The organism is Ferrovibrio sp. (genome assembly GCF_017994015.1).
Taxonomy (GTDB): Bacteria; Pseudomonadota; Alphaproteobacteria; order Ferrovibrionales; family Ferrovibrionaceae; genus Ferrovibrio.
Map to the genome: position 1 here is coordinate 200,902 of NZ_JAGOLP010000002.1, position 16,277 is coordinate 217,178.

The 16,277-nt window shown below is 64.4% G+C and carries 21 protein-coding genes and 1 tRNA gene; 18 read left to right on the forward strand and 4 right to left on the reverse strand.

What is annotated here, in order from left to right; genetic code table 11:
- Positions 1-4: 4 nt before the first annotated feature.
- Positions 5-430: a PilZ domain-containing protein gene (locus KBB36_RS02680; protein WP_290976480.1), complete on the reverse strand. Its 426-nt coding sequence runs from the start codon at positions 428-430 to the stop codon at positions 5-7.
- Positions 431-585: 155 nt separating this feature from the next.
- On the opposite strand from KBB36_RS02680, the gene KBB36_RS02685 reads away from it, so the two are divergent.
- A complete protein-coding gene (locus tag KBB36_RS02685) occupies positions 586-1,818 on the forward strand; it encodes a pentapeptide repeat-containing protein (protein ID WP_290976483.1) in 1,233 nt (410 codons plus the stop codon).
- A gap of 7 nt (positions 1,819-1,825) precedes the next feature.
- The gene (locus KBB36_RS02690; RefSeq protein WP_290976486.1) at positions 1,826-2,296 is read left to right on the forward strand and encodes a PAS domain-containing protein; all 471 of its coding nucleotides are present in this window, start codon (positions 1,826-1,828) and stop codon (positions 2,294-2,296) included.
- Between the two features lie 12 nt (positions 2,297-2,308).
- On the opposite strand, the gene KBB36_RS02695 is transcribed toward KBB36_RS02690, so the two are convergent.
- The 3 genes from KBB36_RS02695 to KBB36_RS02705 form a co-directional block, all read right to left on the reverse strand.
- Positions 2,309-2,572, reverse strand: a complete 264-nt coding sequence (locus tag KBB36_RS02695; RefSeq protein WP_290976489.1) for a hypothetical protein — start codon at positions 2,570-2,572, stop codon at positions 2,309-2,311.
- A 124-nt stretch (positions 2,573-2,696) separates the two neighbouring features.
- A complete protein-coding gene (locus KBB36_RS02700) occupies positions 2,697-3,440 on the reverse strand; it encodes an FkbM family methyltransferase (RefSeq protein WP_290976492.1) in 744 nt (247 codons plus the stop codon).
- 44 nt (positions 3,441-3,484) lie between these two features.
- A tRNA-Thr gene (locus tag KBB36_RS02705) sits at positions 3,485-3,559 on the reverse strand.
- A 164-nt stretch (positions 3,560-3,723) separates the two neighbouring features.
- Between KBB36_RS02705 and KBB36_RS02710 the strand changes: the two genes are divergently transcribed.
- The 16 genes from KBB36_RS02710 to KBB36_RS02785 all read left to right on the forward strand — a co-directional run bounded on the left by KBB36_RS02710 (position 3,724) and on the right by KBB36_RS02785 (position 16,268).
- A complete protein-coding gene (locus KBB36_RS02710; RefSeq protein ID WP_290976495.1) occupies positions 3,724-4,263 on the forward strand; it encodes a CYTH domain-containing protein in 540 nt (179 codons plus the stop codon).
- A gap of 13 nt (positions 4,264-4,276) precedes the next feature.
- Complete coding sequence (locus tag KBB36_RS02715) at positions 4,277-4,444, forward strand: hypothetical protein (RefSeq protein WP_290976498.1); 168 nt, start codon at positions 4,277-4,279, stop codon at positions 4,442-4,444.
- Complete coding sequence (gene dcd, locus KBB36_RS02720) at positions 4,444-4,998, forward strand: dCTP deaminase (protein ID WP_290976500.1); 555 nt, start codon at positions 4,444-4,446, stop codon at positions 4,996-4,998. The genes KBB36_RS02715 and dcd overlap by 1 nt, the downstream gene beginning before the upstream one ends.
- A gap of 82 nt (positions 4,999-5,080) precedes the next feature.
- Positions 5,081-5,806, forward strand: coding sequence for a hypothetical protein (locus KBB36_RS02725; RefSeq protein ID WP_290976502.1), 726 nt, complete (start codon positions 5,081-5,083; stop codon positions 5,804-5,806).
- 111 nt (positions 5,807-5,917) lie between these two features.
- Positions 5,918-7,213: a UDP-N-acetylglucosamine 1-carboxyvinyltransferase gene (gene murA, locus KBB36_RS02730; protein WP_290976505.1), complete on the forward strand. Its 1,296-nt coding sequence runs from the start codon at positions 5,918-5,920 to the stop codon at positions 7,211-7,213.
- Complete coding sequence (locus KBB36_RS02735; RefSeq protein ID WP_290976508.1) at positions 7,210-7,716, forward strand: DUF2948 family protein; 507 nt, start codon at positions 7,210-7,212, stop codon at positions 7,714-7,716. The genes murA and KBB36_RS02735 overlap by 4 nt, the downstream gene beginning before the upstream one ends.
- The gene (hisG, locus tag KBB36_RS02740) at positions 7,713-8,381 is read left to right on the forward strand and encodes an ATP phosphoribosyltransferase (RefSeq protein ID WP_290976511.1); all 669 of its coding nucleotides are present in this window, start codon (positions 7,713-7,715) and stop codon (positions 8,379-8,381) included. Before KBB36_RS02735 ends, hisG begins: the two co-directional genes overlap by 4 nt.
- Positions 8,371-9,660: a histidinol dehydrogenase gene (hisD, locus tag KBB36_RS02745; protein WP_290976514.1), complete on the forward strand. Its 1,290-nt coding sequence runs from the start codon at positions 8,371-8,373 to the stop codon at positions 9,658-9,660. The genes hisG and hisD overlap by 11 nt, the downstream gene beginning before the upstream one ends.
- Before the next feature lie 62 nt (positions 9,661-9,722).
- Entirely contained in the window at positions 9,723-10,202 is a 480-nt protein-coding gene (locus tag KBB36_RS02750; protein WP_290976599.1) for a UPF0262 family protein, read from the forward strand.
- Positions 10,203-10,206: 4 nt separating this feature from the next.
- The gene (locus KBB36_RS02755) at positions 10,207-10,650 is read left to right on the forward strand and encodes a low molecular weight phosphatase family protein (RefSeq protein WP_290976517.1); all 444 of its coding nucleotides are present in this window, start codon (positions 10,207-10,209) and stop codon (positions 10,648-10,650) included.
- A 90-nt stretch (positions 10,651-10,740) separates the two neighbouring features.
- Positions 10,741-11,478, forward strand: coding sequence for an SIMPL domain-containing protein (locus tag KBB36_RS02760; protein ID WP_290976519.1), 738 nt, complete (start codon positions 10,741-10,743; stop codon positions 11,476-11,478).
- Positions 11,479-11,546: 68 nt separating this feature from the next.
- Complete coding sequence (locus tag KBB36_RS02765; protein ID WP_290976522.1) at positions 11,547-12,431, forward strand: LysR family transcriptional regulator; 885 nt, start codon at positions 11,547-11,549, stop codon at positions 12,429-12,431.
- Positions 12,432-12,500: 69 nt separating this feature from the next.
- Entirely contained in the window at positions 12,501-13,724 is a 1,224-nt protein-coding gene (locus KBB36_RS02770; RefSeq protein WP_290976526.1) for a GAF domain-containing sensor histidine kinase, read from the forward strand.
- A 131-nt stretch (positions 13,725-13,855) separates the two neighbouring features.
- Positions 13,856-14,074 carry a translation initiation factor IF-1 gene (gene infA, locus KBB36_RS02775; RefSeq protein ID WP_290976529.1) on the forward strand — a complete coding sequence of 73 codons (219 nt, stop codon included), beginning with the start codon at positions 13,856-13,858 and terminating at the stop codon, positions 14,072-14,074.
- A 6-nt stretch (positions 14,075-14,080) separates the two neighbouring features.
- Positions 14,081-14,674: a Maf family nucleotide pyrophosphatase gene (locus KBB36_RS02780; RefSeq protein ID WP_290976531.1), complete on the forward strand. Its 594-nt coding sequence runs from the start codon at positions 14,081-14,083 to the stop codon at positions 14,672-14,674.
- Positions 14,675-14,681: 7 nt separating this feature from the next.
- The gene (locus KBB36_RS02785) at positions 14,682-16,268 is read left to right on the forward strand and encodes a ribonuclease E/G (RefSeq protein ID WP_290976534.1); all 1,587 of its coding nucleotides are present in this window, start codon (positions 14,682-14,684) and stop codon (positions 16,266-16,268) included.
- Positions 16,269-16,277 lie beyond the last annotated feature (9 nt).

Sequence of the window (16,277 nt, forward strand, 5' to 3'; positions counted from 1 at the left end):
CGGTTCAGCCAGCAGCTTTTCTGGCGGCGGCTTTTTTAGTCGTTTTCTTCGGCGCGGACTTTTTGGCGGCGGCCGGCTTGGCCTCTGGCGGGCGGGTGGCGCCGATCAGCAGCAAAGCCACATCATCCACTTCCACCGAAAGCTGCGCCAGTTTGGGCGCCGCCACATGCAGCTTGCCATGCAGGCCGCGCGGGCTGGCGCCCACCACACTGGCAGCCAACGGCTTGGCGCGGCCCTCCAGCCACAGCTTGATCTTGCTGCCGGCCGGCAGGTCGGGCGGCGGGTTGAACAGGAAGCCGGTCAGCGACAGGTTGTCGATGCTGCCGGGATATAGCGTGCCGGCATGTTCCAGGCGGGCGGCGATGGTGGTGTCGCGCCTCTCGAAGCGGCGCCGATTGGACGCCTGCTGCTGCTCTGCCTTGCCGGCCATGCCGATTGCCCCACGAATACCCGTAACAATATTGGCAGCAGAGTAAAACATGCGCCACCGATTGTGAAAGACTTCTTGTTGGCTGCGTTGGTAAAGCTGTGGCGCCCGAGCGGCGCTTTGCCTATTATTCACGCAAGAGTAACATGCGAGACGCCATGACCGCCCGGCTGCCGCCGCAACCCGTTGTTTGGGCGCTATCCCGCCACACAGCCTTCCTTGCCGGGCGCCAGGGCGGCGAACGGCTGCAACGACGCAATGAGGATTTCTCCGGCCTCGATCTCGGCGGCGCCATCCTCGATGATGCCATCCTGTCCGGCTGCCTGTTCACCGACAGTTCGCTCAATTCGGCCCAGTTTGTGCGCGCCGACCTGTTCAGCGCCGATTTCACCCGCGCCGACCTGACCCGCACCATGTTTGACAAGGCCGATCTGCGTGGCGCCAATTTCCTCATGTCGGTGCTGCGCCAGACCTCGTTCCGCCAGGCCGATCTGCGCCCGGGCCAGATCCTGCGCGCCGATCCGGCCGGCAAACAAACCGCTGAAAACGTGCCGGTGAATATGAGCGGCGCCAATCTGGAAGAGGCCAATCTCAAAAGCGCCTATCTGGATCAGGCCAATCTGAGCAATACCAAGGCGGTGGGCGCCAGCTTTGCCTCGGCCAGCCTGTTTGCGGTCAACCTGACCGGGGCCGACCTGACCAATGCCGATTTTGCCGGCGCCAAACTGAAGGAAGCCACCCTGGTTGGCGCCAAGCTGGATGGCGCGCGCTTCACCAATGCCGATCTGCGTGGCGCCAATCTGCGCAGTGTTGATCTCAGTCAGGCCGATACCACCGGCGCCAATCTGCAAGGCGCCATCCATCGCGGCGCCTCGGCGCAATTGCCGCCTGAAGTGGAAGCCCGGCTCAAGGCGCATGGCCGCTGGATCGTGTCCAATGGCGCCGAGGGCGAACGCGCCGTGTTCAGCCAGATGAAATTGCAGGGGCTGGATTTTTCCAGTTGCGACCTGCGCGCCGCCGTGTTTCACGACACCAACCTGGCCGGTGCGTTTTTCACCCGCAGCCAGCTTTTGTTCACCAGCTTTATCGGCGCCGATCTGCGCAAGGCCAATTTTGACCAGGCGGATTGCGGCGGCACCAATTTCTCCGGCGCCAATCTGGGTGGGGCGCTGTTTCGCGCCACCAGGCTGATCGGCGTGCCGATCTATAACGCGCAGAATCAGCGCACCGGCAAGGTGCTGTTCCCACGCTTTGACGGCAGCGACCTGAGCGGCGCCGATCTGCGCGGCGCCATGGTGGAGGGGGTGGATTTCAGCAGCAGCACTTTCGCCAAGGTCAATCTTGCCGGTGCCGAATTGATCAACTGCACCGGCATGCAGTCGCGGCGCTGAGGCGGCCGTGACGGTGCGGCTTGACCCCGGCCTGCATTACAGCGATGCACGGCTGGCAGCTTTGCATCATTGGTGGCAGGCCAAGGCGGCGGTGCGTGGCGCCTTGCCGGGCCGGGCCGATTTTGAGCCGCTGGAGATGCGCGATCTGTTGCAGGATCTCTACATGGTGGATGTGCTGCGCCTGCCCGATGCGCTGCGTTTCCGCTATCGCCTGATCGGCACCGCAATCACCCAGCGCACCGGGCGTGATGTCACCGGGCGGTTTTTTGAGGATGTCTATCCGGCCTGGCTGCTGGCGGATTTCTCGGCCAGTTTCCGCTGGATCGTGGCCGAGCGCCGGCCGTTGCGCTCGTTTGGCAATATGGAATTTTCCGGCCAGGGTTATCTGGGCTTCGAGGCATTAGAAGTACCGCTGGCGACCGATGGCAACCAGATCGATATCATTCTCGGTGTGCTGGCATTGCTGCCAGCGCCATGAGCCGGCGGGCCGTCAGGCCTCAAAATGCTGCCAGGCCACCTTGCCCAGCGGCATGTTCTTCAGCTTTTCGACAAAGGGTTTGGCGCCGATATAGACCGGCGACAGATTAACCCCCTGGGCCACCAGCACCAGATCAGCCCGGCCGAGTTTCTGCTGGAAGGCGCTCATCGAGCGCTGCGCCATCTCGGACGTGGCAATGCCGGCTTCGGCCACCATGATCAAGGTGACAACTTTGCCGTCAATCTGGAAGTTCGCGAATGGATATTTCTGCGGCATGATCCCTCCCGGTATGCGGGACGTGTGGACATCCTAGACCTGTTTTGGCCGGCGTCCAGGGGGAATTTGACACAATGTGACTAAAGCATGGTTAATTGTATGCAAAAATTTGACGGGTTGCCATTCAGAGCGGCAAGAATATGAAATTGAATACATAATCCGCCCGGCTCGGCGGCGCGCGATGGTTGGTTTCGGGGTCCAGCCGGGCAAAATGGGTCAATTGGCCCTTGCGCAACGCATAGGCGGCATAACCCAGCGCTTCCACCTCGGCCACCATGGTCTCAATCGGCTTGCGCGTATGCGCCTCTTCCATCTCGATCACCAGCACCGGGCGGTCGCGCCGGATCAGGTCGGCCGCACCGGCCAGCACTTCGGCCTCAAAACCTTCCACATCGATCTTGATGAAACCGACCGGCGGCAGGCCACAATCATCCAGCCGCTTGGCAGGCACGCTGACACTGCCATAACTGGCGCCCACCTTGGCGGCATTGAGCGAGCCGCCCTGGTTGGAATAACCCTTGCGGCCCAGCGGGATACGCAATTCGGCGGTGCCGGTGGCGTTGGAGGCCGCGACCTGCCAGGCTTCGGCATTCTGCGGCTTGCAGCGTTGCAGCACACGAAACGGCTTGGGATTTGGTTCCAGGGCAAAAACCTGGCGGCAATGCTGCGCCAGCATCCAGGTCCACACGCCCTTGTTGGCGCCAACATCCAGCGCGGCGCGGACCGGATCGACCAGGAACGGCACCAGGGCCAGTTCGCGTTCGCCACGCCGCAGCTCCTTCCACACCCGATAGCGGATATAGAGGCTGCCCGGGATCAGGCTGTATTTGAGTTTTTCTTCAAAGGTGGAGGGTGGTTCCCAGGCCATGCGCGAAACGTCTCTTATGAGAGGCCGCCCCGGGAAGGGGCCGCTGGTGCTGCCGGACAGGATTGAACTGTCGACCTCGTCATTACCAATGACGTGCTCTACCACTGAGCTACGGCAGCGTGCCGGCTGAAAACGGCGCGGAAAGTGCCACAGGCTTTTGCGGGATGCAAGCACCCCGGCGGCGAAAAGGCACCGCCGCCGCTTGACCCGGCGAAACAAGGCGTTATCCAGGGGATGCCAAAGGACAAAAGCGTATCAGTATCGGTGTGATGGGGTTTGTGGCGTGGCGGCAAAGCTTGAAATCGAACGGAAATTCCTGGTGGCCGATCCCGGCATTGTTGCCGGCCTGGGCGGCCGGCAATTGCTGCAAGGCTATTTCGGCGCCATCGGCGCGTTCCATCTGCGCATCCGGCTGGCAGCCCAGGCCGGGCAGGAACAAGCCTGGGTGACAGTGAAAAGCGACGCCCCCGGCATCGCGCGCCAGGAATATGAAACTGAGATTCCACCCGCCCTGGCGCGCCGCCTGCTGGCCGGCTGCCCGAGCCGGCACAAGATTGAAAAAACCCGCTACCGGCTGCGCGCCGAACAGGGCCATGCCGGGCTGTTCTGGGAGATCGACCAGTTCCACGGCGACCATGCCGGCCTGTGGTTGGCCGAGATTGAACTGGACCGCGCCGACCGCCCGCTTGACCTGCCGCCCTGGCTCGGCGCCGAAGTGACCAACGATCCGGCCTATCGCAATGCCGCCCTGGCTGCCGCCCCGGCCGGCCCGGCAGCGGTGGATGCCGAATTGCAAACCTATATCGACGCCCTGCTGAAATGAGTATAACCGGCGCATGACGCATCTGACCGAGCAGACACAGGCCAGACAGGAAGAACGGCGCGACCGGCTGGCAGCGCAATTACGCGCCAATTTGGCGCGCCGCAAGCAGCAGGGCCGCAGCCGCGAAGCCCAGCAGCCGGCGCAGGATGTGGCCCAGGATGCCAGGGAGGAAACCCGCTGATGACGGTGATGAGCGATATCTGGATCCGCGACATGGCGCGCCGGCACAACATGATCGAGCCGTTTGTGGAGGCGCAGAAGCGCGAAGGCACCATCTCCTACGGCCTGTCCTCCTATGGCTACGATGCCCGCGTGGCGCGCGAATTCAAGATTTTCACCAATGTCGACAGCGCCGTGGTCGATCCCAAACAATTCTCGCCGGCTTCCTTTGTGGATCGCGACACCGATGTTTGTGTCATCCCGCCGAATTCCTTCGCCCTGGCGCGCACGGTGGAATATTTCCGCATCCCGCGCGATGTGCTGGTGATCTGCCTCGGCAAGAGCACCTATGCGCGCTGCGGCATCATCGTCAATGTCACGCCGCTGGAGCCGGAATGGGAAGGCCATGTGACGCTGGAATTCTCCAACACCACACCGCTGCCGGCCAAAATCTACGCCAATGAAGGCGCCTGCCAGTTCCTGTTCCTCAAAGGCGATCAGCCCTGCGAAACCAGCTATGCCGATCGCGCCGGCAAATATATGGGCCAGCGCGGCGTGACTTTGCCCAAGCTCTGAATGGCGAAAATCCATCTGTAAATAGACGTATATGGTGTATCATGGCCCTAAACCGCCCCCATAGGGCGGGATCGGGGGCGCCATGGATGCCGCGTTGCAGGACAGCATCACCCATCTGCTGCTGGAGCATGAAATCGGCGGCGATGCCGAGCTGCCCTATCGGCTCAGTTTTGCCGCCAAGGGCCAGAGTGGCGCGTCGTTTGGCGCCACCCAGGGCGATCTCAACACCAATGCTGCCTGCAAGCCGGTTTTCCGCAAAATTCTGGGCCAGCGTGGCGATGTCACCGGTTTCAGTGCGGCGCGGCAAGCTGCTGTATTCGCGGCCCTGATCGGCAAGCCCAATCCGCGTGATCCGTTCCAGGATGGCGGCGCCACGATCCGGGCCATCAACCAGGCGCTCGGCCATGCCCAGTCGCGGCCGCAGATCAATGCCATGGACCAGGCCCAGCTGGCCGAGGTCTGCGCCATGGTGGATGGCGCGACAGCGGCGGCGGCCGAGGCCGGGCATGCGCTGTCGCCGGCAGGCCAGGTGGCGCTGGCGCTGTATTGCAATCAGTTCGGCGCCCCCACCACCGTCAAGGCCTGGCTGCGCGGCGAGCCGGTGACGCTGGACGGCCAGCCGGTACCGCCGGCGCCAGCCGGCCAGGTGGGGCTGGAAAGCCTGCTCGATTATATCGGCCGCACCAAATACTACCGGGCGAACCCGAAGAATTTTCAGCGTTTCTGCGCCATTACGCGCAGCTTTGCCGCAAATCTGCCGGAATCCCCGGCGATACCCGGGCCTGCCGGCCCCCCAGTCGGAGTCTGATGCCGGGAAGCATGGCAAAGCCGGGGGGGATGCGGTAAAACCGCCTTAAATCCTCCATTCTCTGTGTCGTGCCGGGCATCGTTTCCGGGCGGCCTCCCGGGTAGTTTTTCCATGGATCGTATTCGGTTGCGCGGCGGCAAGCCGCTTTTCGGCACCATCGCCATTGGCGGCGCCAAGAATGCGGCTTTGCCGCTGATGGCAGCCAGCCTGCTCACCACGGAAACCCTGTCACTGTCCAATGTGCCGCATCTGGCCGATATCGCCACCATGGCGCATCTGCTGCAACAGCATGGTGTGGATGTGGCGATGGATGGCGGCCCGGGCTATGCAGACCGCGGTACCGCCGAGGGCCGCACCATCCATCTCACCGCCGGCCATATCGCCTCAACGCTGGCGCCCTATGATCTGGTGCGCAAGATGCGCGCCTCGGTGCTGGTGCTGGGGCCGCTGCTGGCGCGCTGCGGCGAGGCCGAAGTGAGCCTGCCCGGCGGCTGCGCCATCGGCACCCGGCCGGTGGACCTGCATATCGCCGCTTTGCGCGAGATGGGTGCCGAAATCGATATTGCCAATGGTTATATCAAGGCCCGCGCGCCCAAGGGGCTGAAGGGCGCCGTGGTGCGTTTCCCGATGGTATCGGTGGGCGCCACCGAGAATATCCTGATGGCGGCCTGCCTGGCCGAGGGTATCACGGTGCTGGAAAATGCCGCCCGCGAGCCGGAAATCGGCGACCTGGCACGCTGCCTGGTGGCGATGGGCGCCGAGATTGACGGCATCGACACGGAACGCCTGGTGGTGCAGGGCCAGACCTCGCTGCACGGCGCCCGCCATGCCATTCTGCCGGATCGCATCGAAACCGGCACCTATGCCGCTGCGGTGGCGATCACCGGCGGCGAAGTGGAACTGGTCGGCGCCAAGCCCTCGCTGACCGAGGCGGTGAATGACAAGCTGGTGGAAGCCGGCTGCCAGATCACGCCGACGGCGCGCGGCATGCTGGTGAAGCGTAATGGCAGCCGGCTGCGCGGCGTGGATTTCCTCACCCAGCCTTATCCCGGTTTCCCCACCGACATGCAGGCCCAGGTGATGTCGATCATGGCGGTGGCCGATGGCGCCGCGATGATCACCGAGACGATCTTTGAAAACCGCTTCATGCATGTGCCGGAACTGACCCGCATGGGCGCCAATATTGTGGTGCATGGCTCGTCGGCGCTGGTACGCGGCGTTGGCCAGCTGACCGGTGCGCCGGTGATGGCCACCGATCTGCGCGCCTCGGTGTCGCTGGTGCTGGCTGGCCTGGCGGCACAGGGCGAAACCGTGGTCAACCGCGTTTACCACCTGGATCGCGGCTATGAGCGGCTGGAAGACAAACTGGCCGCCTGCGGCGCCGATATCGAGCGGCTCAAGGGATGAAGGCCAAACTTGCGCCGCTGCGCCTGCGCGCCGAGGATGCCGAGGATATCACGGTATTATCGGCCTGTTTGCAGGATGCCACGCTGAGCCTGGCCGATATCGCCTGGCAGCCGCGCCAGCGCCGCTTTACCCTGCTGCTGCGGCGGTTCCGCTGGGAGGATGAAGCCCAGGAAACCCTGCGCGGCCTGCGCAAACTGGGCGCCAAGCCGCATTTCCGCAGCCAGGCCGGCTTGCATTTTGATGGCGTGCTGCGGGTGCAGCGGCTGAATCTGGATCAGCGCAACAGCGCCCAGATGCTGGAATTGCTGTCGGTGCTGGCCGAGCCGGCCCAGCCGGCAGCCGCCGCCGATGACCCGGCCGCCAGCCTGACGCTGATTTTCGCCGGGGGTGGCGCGATCCGCCTGGATGTGGAATGCATTGCCGCCGAATTGCAGGATATCGGCTTGCCCTACCCGGTGCGCCGGGTTCCGAAACACCGTACCGACGACGCAGCAGAGTCATGACCCCGCCAAACGATGCCATCCTCGTCATGGCCCTGCCCAAGGGCCGCATCCTCAAGGAAGTGCTGCCGCTGCTGAAGCGCGCCGGCATCATCCCGGAGGCCGAATTTCACGACGATAATTCGCGCAAGCTGCGTTTTGCCACCAACCATCCGGGGCTGGAACTGATCCGGGTGCGCAGCTTCGATGTCGCCACCTTTGTTGCCTTCGGCGCCGCCCAGCTTGGCGTGGCCGGCAATGATGTGCTGATGGAATTCGACTATCCCGAAATCTACGCGCCGCTTGATCTGGGCATTGGGCATTGCCGGCTCAGTGTGGCCGAGCCGGCGGAATTGAGCCAGGCCGACGATCCGCGGCGCTGGAGCCATGTGCGCGTGGCGACGAAATACCCGCATGTGACACATGATTATTTCGCCAAGCGCGGCGTGCAGGCGGAATGTATCAAGCTGAACGGCGCCATGGAATTGGCGCCCACGCTTGGCCTGTGCCGGCGCATCGTGGACCTGGTTTCCACCGGCGCCACCTTGCAGGCCAATGGTCTGGTCGAGGTTGAAGTGATTGCCCAGGTCACCTCGCGCCTGGTGGTGAACCGGGCGGCGCTGAAAACCCGGCCCATCGAAGTGGGCGGCTGGATCGAGCGTATCCGCGAGGTGGTCGATGCCGGTTGAACTGAATTACAGCGATGCGGATTTTGCCGCGCGCTTCAATGCCCTGGTGATGGCCAAGCGCGATGCCGAAGCCGATGTCGGCGCCATTGCCGCCGGCATCATCGCCGATGTGCGCAAACGCGGCGACGTGGCTTTGCATGAACTGAACGCCAAGTTCGACAAGGTGGATTCTGCCCGGCTTGGCTTGCGCATCTCGGCCGCCGAGATTGATGCCGCCGCCGCGCAGGTGGCGCCGGATACCCTGGCGGCGCTGGAAACCGCTGCGGCGCGCATTCGTGCCTTCCATGCTCGCCAGATGCCGGCGGATGATTTTTTCACCGACGATCAGGGCGTCAAGCTCGGCCATCGCTGGACCGCGCTGGATGCCGTCGGCCTCTATGTGCCGGGCGGCAAGGCGGCCTATCCCTCCTCGGTGCTGATGAACGCTTTGCCCGCCGTGGTGGCCGGCGTGCGCCGCATCGTGGTCTGCGTCCCCACCCCGGGCGGCGAACTTAATCCGCTGGTGATGGCGGCGCTCAAACTGTGCGGCATCACGGAAGCCTATCGCCTGGGCGGTGCCCAGGCCGTGGCGGCTTTGGCCTATGGCACCGAAAGCATTGCGCCGGTGGACAAGATCACCGGCCCGGGCAATGCCTATGTGGCGGCGGCCAAGCGCCAGGTCTTTGGCCAGGTCGGCATCGACAATCCGGCCGGCCCGTCGGAAATCCTGGTGGTGGCCGATAATGCCAACGATCCGGCCTGGATCGCCGCCGATCTGCTGAGCCAGGCCGAGCATGACGAAGTGGCGCAATCGGTGCTGATCACCGACGATGCCGATTTTGCCGCCCGGGTGCGCCAGGCGGTGGCCGATCAGCTGGCCCATATGCCGCGCGGCAATATCGCCGCCGCTTCCTGGGCCAATTTCGGCGCCATCATCACCGTGCCAAGCCTGGCCGAAGCCCCGGCGCTGATTGATCGCATCGCGCCCGAGCATCTGGAACTGGCCGTGGCGGCGCCGCATGACCTGGCACGTGCCGTGCGCCATGCCGGCGCCATCTTCCTGGGCCGCCACACCCCGGAAGCCATCGGCGATTATGTTGCCGGGCCGAACCATGTGCTGCCCACTGCCGGCGCGGCGCGCTTCGCCTCGGGCCTCAATCTGCTTGATTTCATGAAGCGTACCACCTTGGTCGAATGCGACGCAGCCTCGCTGGCCCGCATCGGCCCGGCCGCGGCCAAACTGGCGGCGGCCGAGGGCTTGCATGCGCATGGCCTTTCCGTGACGATCAGATTGCCGTAATTGGCAGGCTGCCGCACCGGCAGGCTGCGCAGCCCCTTCGGTGAGCGATGACCCAGAAGCCCTTGCCCGCCAATCACCGCCTTGTCGATGTGCAGCTCGACGAGCGCAGTCTGGTGCGCCGCAGCCCCGATGTGGAGCATGAGCGCAAGGTGGCGATCTTTGATCTGCTGGAACAGAATCTGTTCTCGCCGATCGGCGCGCATGAACAGCAGGGCCCGTTTGCGCTATTCCTCGGCATTGAGGAAAACCGTCTGGTGTTTGATATCCGCGATGGCGACACCCAGCCGCTGGGCAAGATCATCCTGGCCCTGTCGCCGTTCCGCCGCATCGTGAAGGATTATTTTGAGATCTGCGAAAGTTATTTCGCCGCGATCCGCACCGCCACGCCATCCAAGATCGAAACCATCGATATGGCGCGGCGCGGTGTGCATAACGAAGGTTCAACCCTGCTGATGGAGCGGCTCAAGGGCAAGATCGAAACCGATTTTGATACCGCCCGCCGGCTCTTCACCCTGATCTGCGTATTGCATATCCGGGGCTGAGGCGGTGGGTGCCCTGCCTGGCAGCGTGCTGTTCTGTTGCACCATGAACAGCATCCGCTCCCCGATGGCCGAAGCCATCCTGAAAAGCCTGTATCCGCGCCAGGTGTTTGTTGATTCCGTTGGCCTGCGCAAGGGCGAACGTGACCCGCTGGCCGCCGAGGTGCTGGACGAGATCGGCCTGGATATCACCAAGCATCGGCCAAAAAGTTTTGACGATCTGGAGGATTCTTCCTTCGATCTGATCATCACCCTGTCGCCGGAAGCGCATCACCGGGCGTTGGAAATGACCCGCACCATGGCCTGCGACGTGGAATTCTGGAACACCTTCGACCCCTCGATGATCGAAGGCAGCCGGGAACAGAAGCTGCAAGCCTATCGTGATGTGCGCGATACGTTGCAGCGCCGCATCCGCGAACGTTTTCCGCGTTTCGGCACGCAAGGCGGCTGAAGCCTGGGGTGCGGAGAAAGCCACAGGCTTTCCATATTGCCGCCATCTTTGGCTAATATCCCTGCCGGGTAACGAAGGAGATCAATCATCATGCGCCTTGCCGCCATTCCGTTTGCCCTGCTGCTTGCCGCCGGCCCGCTTGTGGCCCAGGCCCAGCCGGCGCCAAATCACGCCATGCATGGCGCCCATCATGGCTATGAAAATCGCGCCACCATTCTTTCCTTGAGCGAAACCGCCGAGCGTGAGGTGACGCCCGATCTGCTGCGCGCCCGTTTTGCCGTCGAAGCCAGCGCCGACAGCCCGGCCAAGGCGCAAGGTCAGGTCAATGCCGCGCTGGAAAAGGCCGTGGCCAAGCTGAAGGCTGCCGGGCTGGCTGTTGCCACCGGCGGCTACAATACCTGGGAAGACCAGCCGCGCGGCAATGATGGCAAACCCACAGGTCCGGCCCGCTGGCGTGCCAATGCGCAGCTTACCGTCAGTTCCAAGGACAGCAGCAAACTGCTGGAAGCCGCCGGCAGCCTGCAACAGGATGGCCTGCTGATGCAGGGCCTGGGCTTTGAAGTGTCGCGTGAATTGCGCCGCAGCCTGGAAGACGAACTCACCAAGGAAGCCCTGGCGCGGCTGAAAATCCGCGCCGAGCTGGCCGCCACGGCGCTCGGCCAGAGTTTTGATGGCTGGCAGCAGGTGCGGGTCGGCAGTGGCCCGATGCCGCAGCCGCGCATGATGCAGATGGCGATGTCGGCCAAAGTGGCGATGGCCGCCCCGGTGGCCGAACCCGGCAGCCAGACCATTTCGCTCAGTGTTGATGGCGATGCGCGGTTGAAATAGGGCGCGGTCGGCATTGGCGGTGGCATAAGAAAGATGGATAATCCTGGTCTCTAAGATCAGGATTATCTATGGATAGCCGGCAGCTAAAGGTCTTTCTCATTCTCGCCGAGGAAGGCTCGGTCACCCGCGCCGCTGCGCGGCTCGGGCGCAGCCAGCCGGCGGTATCGGCGATGCTCAAGGCGTTGGAAGACCAGCTTGGCCAGACACTGTTCCTGCGCCGCCAGGGCGGCCTGGCGCTGAGCACGGCCGGGCGCGACCTGCTGCCGCATGCCGAAGCAGTGCTGCGCGCCGTGGCGGCGGCCAGCCTGGCTGTGCAGCCCGATGCTGCGGCCAAGCCCGTGCTGCGGCTTGGCCTGCTGCCCAGCCTGCATGCGGCCAGGCTGCCGCCCTTCCTGGCCCGATTGCGCCGCGACCTGCCCGGGCTGGCGCTGTTATGCCGCGAGGAAAGCCCCGAACGCCTTGCCCGGCTGCTGAGCCAGGGCCGGCTGGAGGCGGCGCTGAATGTGGTCGGCCCGGCCGAGATTGCCGCCGTGCCGCCGGGCGCCCGGCTTTTGCCATTGCCGCCGGAGCCTTATGTGGCGCTGGTGGGGCGGGAGCATGTATTTGCCGGGCGCCGCCGGCTGGCGCTGGCCGATCTGCATGGTCAGGATTTTGTGCTGCGCCGGCAGTGTGAACTGGCCGCCATGGCCGGGCGCAGGCTGGCAGCCGCCAAGCTGGCGGTGCGCGTGGTGGCTCAGGTGCGGCGCGATGAGGCGGCTCTCGCTTTGGTTGCAGGCGGACTGGGCCTCACCCTGGCACCCCAGCTGCTTGCAGTGCAGCATCCGGGCTTGCTGGTTTTGCCGGTACAGGGCCTGGATTTGCAGCGCCAATTGGGGCTGGTCACCGCCCCGGATGTCGATCCGGCGGTGGCGGCAAAGCTGGCCGCAGCCATGGCGGCATTTTTTTCGCTATAAAAATCTGGGTTGTGTGTCAGGATAGCCTATAATGCGGGCCAAGCCAGAGCGAACTATAAAGAGGCCGCCGTGATCACAGCGCCGCTTCCGCCGAACGAGGCTGCCCGTCTGGCCGCTCTGCATGATTATGGCGTGCTCGACACACCCGAGGATGCCCGTTTCGACCGTATCGCCGCCTTGGCTGCGCGCATGCTGGGCATGCCGATTGCCCTGGTCAGCCTGGTGGATGCCGAGCGGCAATGGTTCAAGGCGCATTATGGCTTGGCCGTGCGCGAATCGCCGCGCGATGCGTCTTTCTGCTCGCATGCCATTGCCGATGGTGCCTTCCTGGAAGTGCCGGATGCCACGGCGGATACCCGTTTTGCCGATAATCCGCTGGTGCTGGGTGATCCGCAAATCCGCTTTTATGCCGGCGCGACTTTGCTCGATCCGCAGGGTTATGCGCTGGGCACACTTTGTGTCATCGACCGCCAGCCGCGGGTTTTGAGTGACACTGAACGCGCCGTGCTGCAAGACTTGGCGGCTTTGGCGCTGGATGCGCTGCTGCTCGACCGCGCCCGCCACGAAGCCGAGCAGGCGCGCCGCGAAGCCGAATATGCCAATCGCGCCAAGACCAACTTCCTCGCCTTCATGAGCCATGAATTACGCACACCGCTGAATGCCGTGATCGGCTTTGGCGAATTGCTCAGCGCCGAAAGTTTTGGCCCGCTCGGCTCGGAACGGTACAAACATTATGCCGGCATGATTGTGGAGGGTGGCCGGCATCTGCTGGAAGTGATTAACGCCATTCTGGATATGAGCCGCATCGAGGCCGGCCATTTCAAGATCGAGCGCCAGCCTTTGTCGCTGGCCGAAGAAGTGGCGGCAGTGCTGGCGCTGGTACGGGTGCAGGCCGATAGCGCTGGCGTGGCGCTGGAGGCGGCGCCGGACCTGGCGGCATTGGGCGAGGTGCAGGGCGACCGCGCCGCTCTGCGCCAGGTGTTGCTCAATCTGGTCGGCAATGCGCTGAAATTCACCCCGTCGGGCGGCAAGGTGCAGGTCAGCGGTGCTGCCGAGGCCGGCATGATCAGGCTTTGTATTGCCGATACCGGCGCCGGCATCGCGCCCGAAGATCTGCGCCGGCTGGGCGAGCCGTTCTATCAGAGCGGCCCGGTGCTGGCGCGCCGTGCCGAGGGCAGCGGCCTGGGCCTGGCGATTTCCAAGCGCCTGATGGCATTGCATGGCGGCAAGCTGGAGATCGAAAGTGTCCTTGGCGAAGGCACCAAAGTCAGCATCAGCCTGCCGCAGGGCTGAGCCATCTTGCCGGCACGGCTTGATTTTCCGGGGCTTTGGACGCATGTTCTGGCCCGTTCGCGCTGCGCCGGCCTTATTTGCCGGCATCCGTCCCTGGGCGCGCAACGGATTTCGGATCGAAAAGAGGGCTGATGGCCAAGGAAGAATTGCTGGAATTCCCCGGCGTTGTGTTGGAATTGCTGCCCAATGCGATGTTTCGGGTGAAGCTTGAAAATGACCACGAATTGCTCGCCCAGGTGTCGGGCAAGATGCGCAAGAACCGCATCCGTGTGCTGGCTGGCGACAAGGTTATGGTGGAAATGACCCCCTACGACCTGTCCAAGGGCCGCATCACCTTCCGCTTCAAGTAAAATCTGATGCCGCCGCTGCTGCTGGCCTCGGCTTCGCCCAGGCGGCTGGCGCTGCTGCGGCAGATCGGCGTGGTGCCGGCCCTGGTATTGCCGGCCGAACTCGATGAAACCCCGCTGGCGGGGGAAATCCCGCGCCTGCTGGCGCGCCGGCTGGCCGCTGCCAAGGCCCAGGCCGTGGCCGCAACACACCCCGATCATCTGGTGCTGGCCGCCGATACCGTGGTCGGGCTTGGCCGTCGTATCCTGCCCAAAGCCGAAACCGGCGCCGAGGTGGCCGCCTGCCTGGAATTACTTTCCGGCCGCCGCCACCGCGTGCTGACCGGTTTGTGCCTGATCCATGGCGCCAGCGGCCGCCAGGCTTTGCGCGTGGTGCAGACCGCGGTGCAGTTCAAGCGCCTGTCGGCGGCCGAGATAGCCGGCTATGTCGCCGCCGGCGAAGGCATCGGCAAGGCCGGCGGCTATGCCATCCAGGGCCGCGCCGACCAGTTTGTCAGCCAGTTGCAGGGCAGTTATTCCAACGTGGTCGGCTTGCCGTTGCAGGATACCGCCGGGCTGCTTGCCGGTTTCGGCTATTCCTTGTGGGCGCAGCCGGTTATATAGGATCGGCATGGCGAATGAATTGCTGATCGATGTTGGCCTGACCGAAACCCGCGTGGCGCTGGTCGAGGAAGACCGGCTGGTGCATCTCGACCTGGAACGGCCCGACCGCGATTCCGCGCTCGGGGCAATTTTCCTCGGTCGCGTGCGGCTGATCGAGCCAGGCTTGCAGGCCGCCTATATCGATATCGGCCTGGCGCGTGACGGTTTCCTCAATGCCACCGATCTGGCACCGGATCATGACGGCGAGCCGGCGCGGCCGATTGAGCAGCGCCTGGCCGAGGGCGATGCCCTGCTGGTGCAGGTGATCCGCGATCCGGTCGGCGAGAAGGGCGTCAAGCTCACCGCGCGGCCCAGCCTGCCGGGCCGTTTCCTGTCGCTGACCCCGTTTGACGACCGGGTGCGGGTGTCGCGCCGCATCATCGAGGATGCCGAGCGTATGCGGCTGGCCGCCGTGATGCAGAGCCTGCTGGCTTTGGGTGACAAGACCCCGGTGCAGGTCAGCACCCGCATGCAGCGCCGCATGGGCGAGCGCCGGGTTGGCCAGGCGCCGCTATCGATGCTGGCATCCGGCCTGGCCGAGCGGCGCCAGGATGACAAGCGCAAGCCGATGGGCTGCCTGGTGGATAGCGCCGCCGAAAAGGCCGAACAGGAGGCGCTGGCGGCCGATTTGCAGCGGCTGCGGGCGCGCTGGATCGCCATCGAGGAGCGCCGCAGCAAGGCGCAGGCCCAGGGTCAGGCCCCGGCTGAATTGTGGCGTGAGATGGGTCCGGTGGGCCGCGCCCTGCGCAACCATGTCGGCGCTAGGCTGGATACCATCCGGGTGAATGACGCGCGCGGTTTTGCCGAGGCCCGGGCCTGGCTGTTTGAACATGCGCCGGAACTGGTCGGCAAGCTGGAACGCTATGACGATCCCGGCCCGCTGTTTGAATTGTTCGAGATCGAAAGCGATATCGACAGTGCCTTGTCGCGCCGGGTGGTGCTGCCCTCGGGTGGCGCGCTGCTGTTTGGCGAGACCGATGCGCTGACCGCGATTGACGTGGATATGGCCAAGGCGGCGCGGCGCGGCAATGATTTTGACGAACTGGCCTTGCGTATCAATCTGGAAGCGGCCGAGGAAATTGCACGCCAGCTAAGGCTGCGCGGCATCGGCGGCATCGTGGTGATCGATTTCCTGCATATGGCCTCGTCGGCCTTCCGCGCCCAGGCGGTGAATGCGCTGCGGCGCGCTTTGGCGCGCGATCCGGCGCCGGTGAAGGTGCTGGGCATGTCGGCGCTCGGCCTGGTCGAGATGACGCGCAAGCGCATCGGCGAGCCGCTTTCGGCCCGCCTGTTTGAAGCCTGCCCGACCTGCGATGGCGATGGCCGCATCCCATCGCTGCCGGCGGTGCAGGCCGAACTGATCCGCCGCGCCGTGCAGGAAGCCGCCGCAAGCCCGCGCGGCAGCCGGTTTGAGATCCGCTGCGCCCCCGATGTTGCGGCGCTGTTTGACAGCGCCTTGCTCGGGCAGTTGCAGCACCGCATCGGCGCCCAGATTGCGGTGCGGCCGGAAAGTGGCCGCCGGCGCGAAGTGTTTGATATCGACCGGGTGGCCTGAAATGCCCAA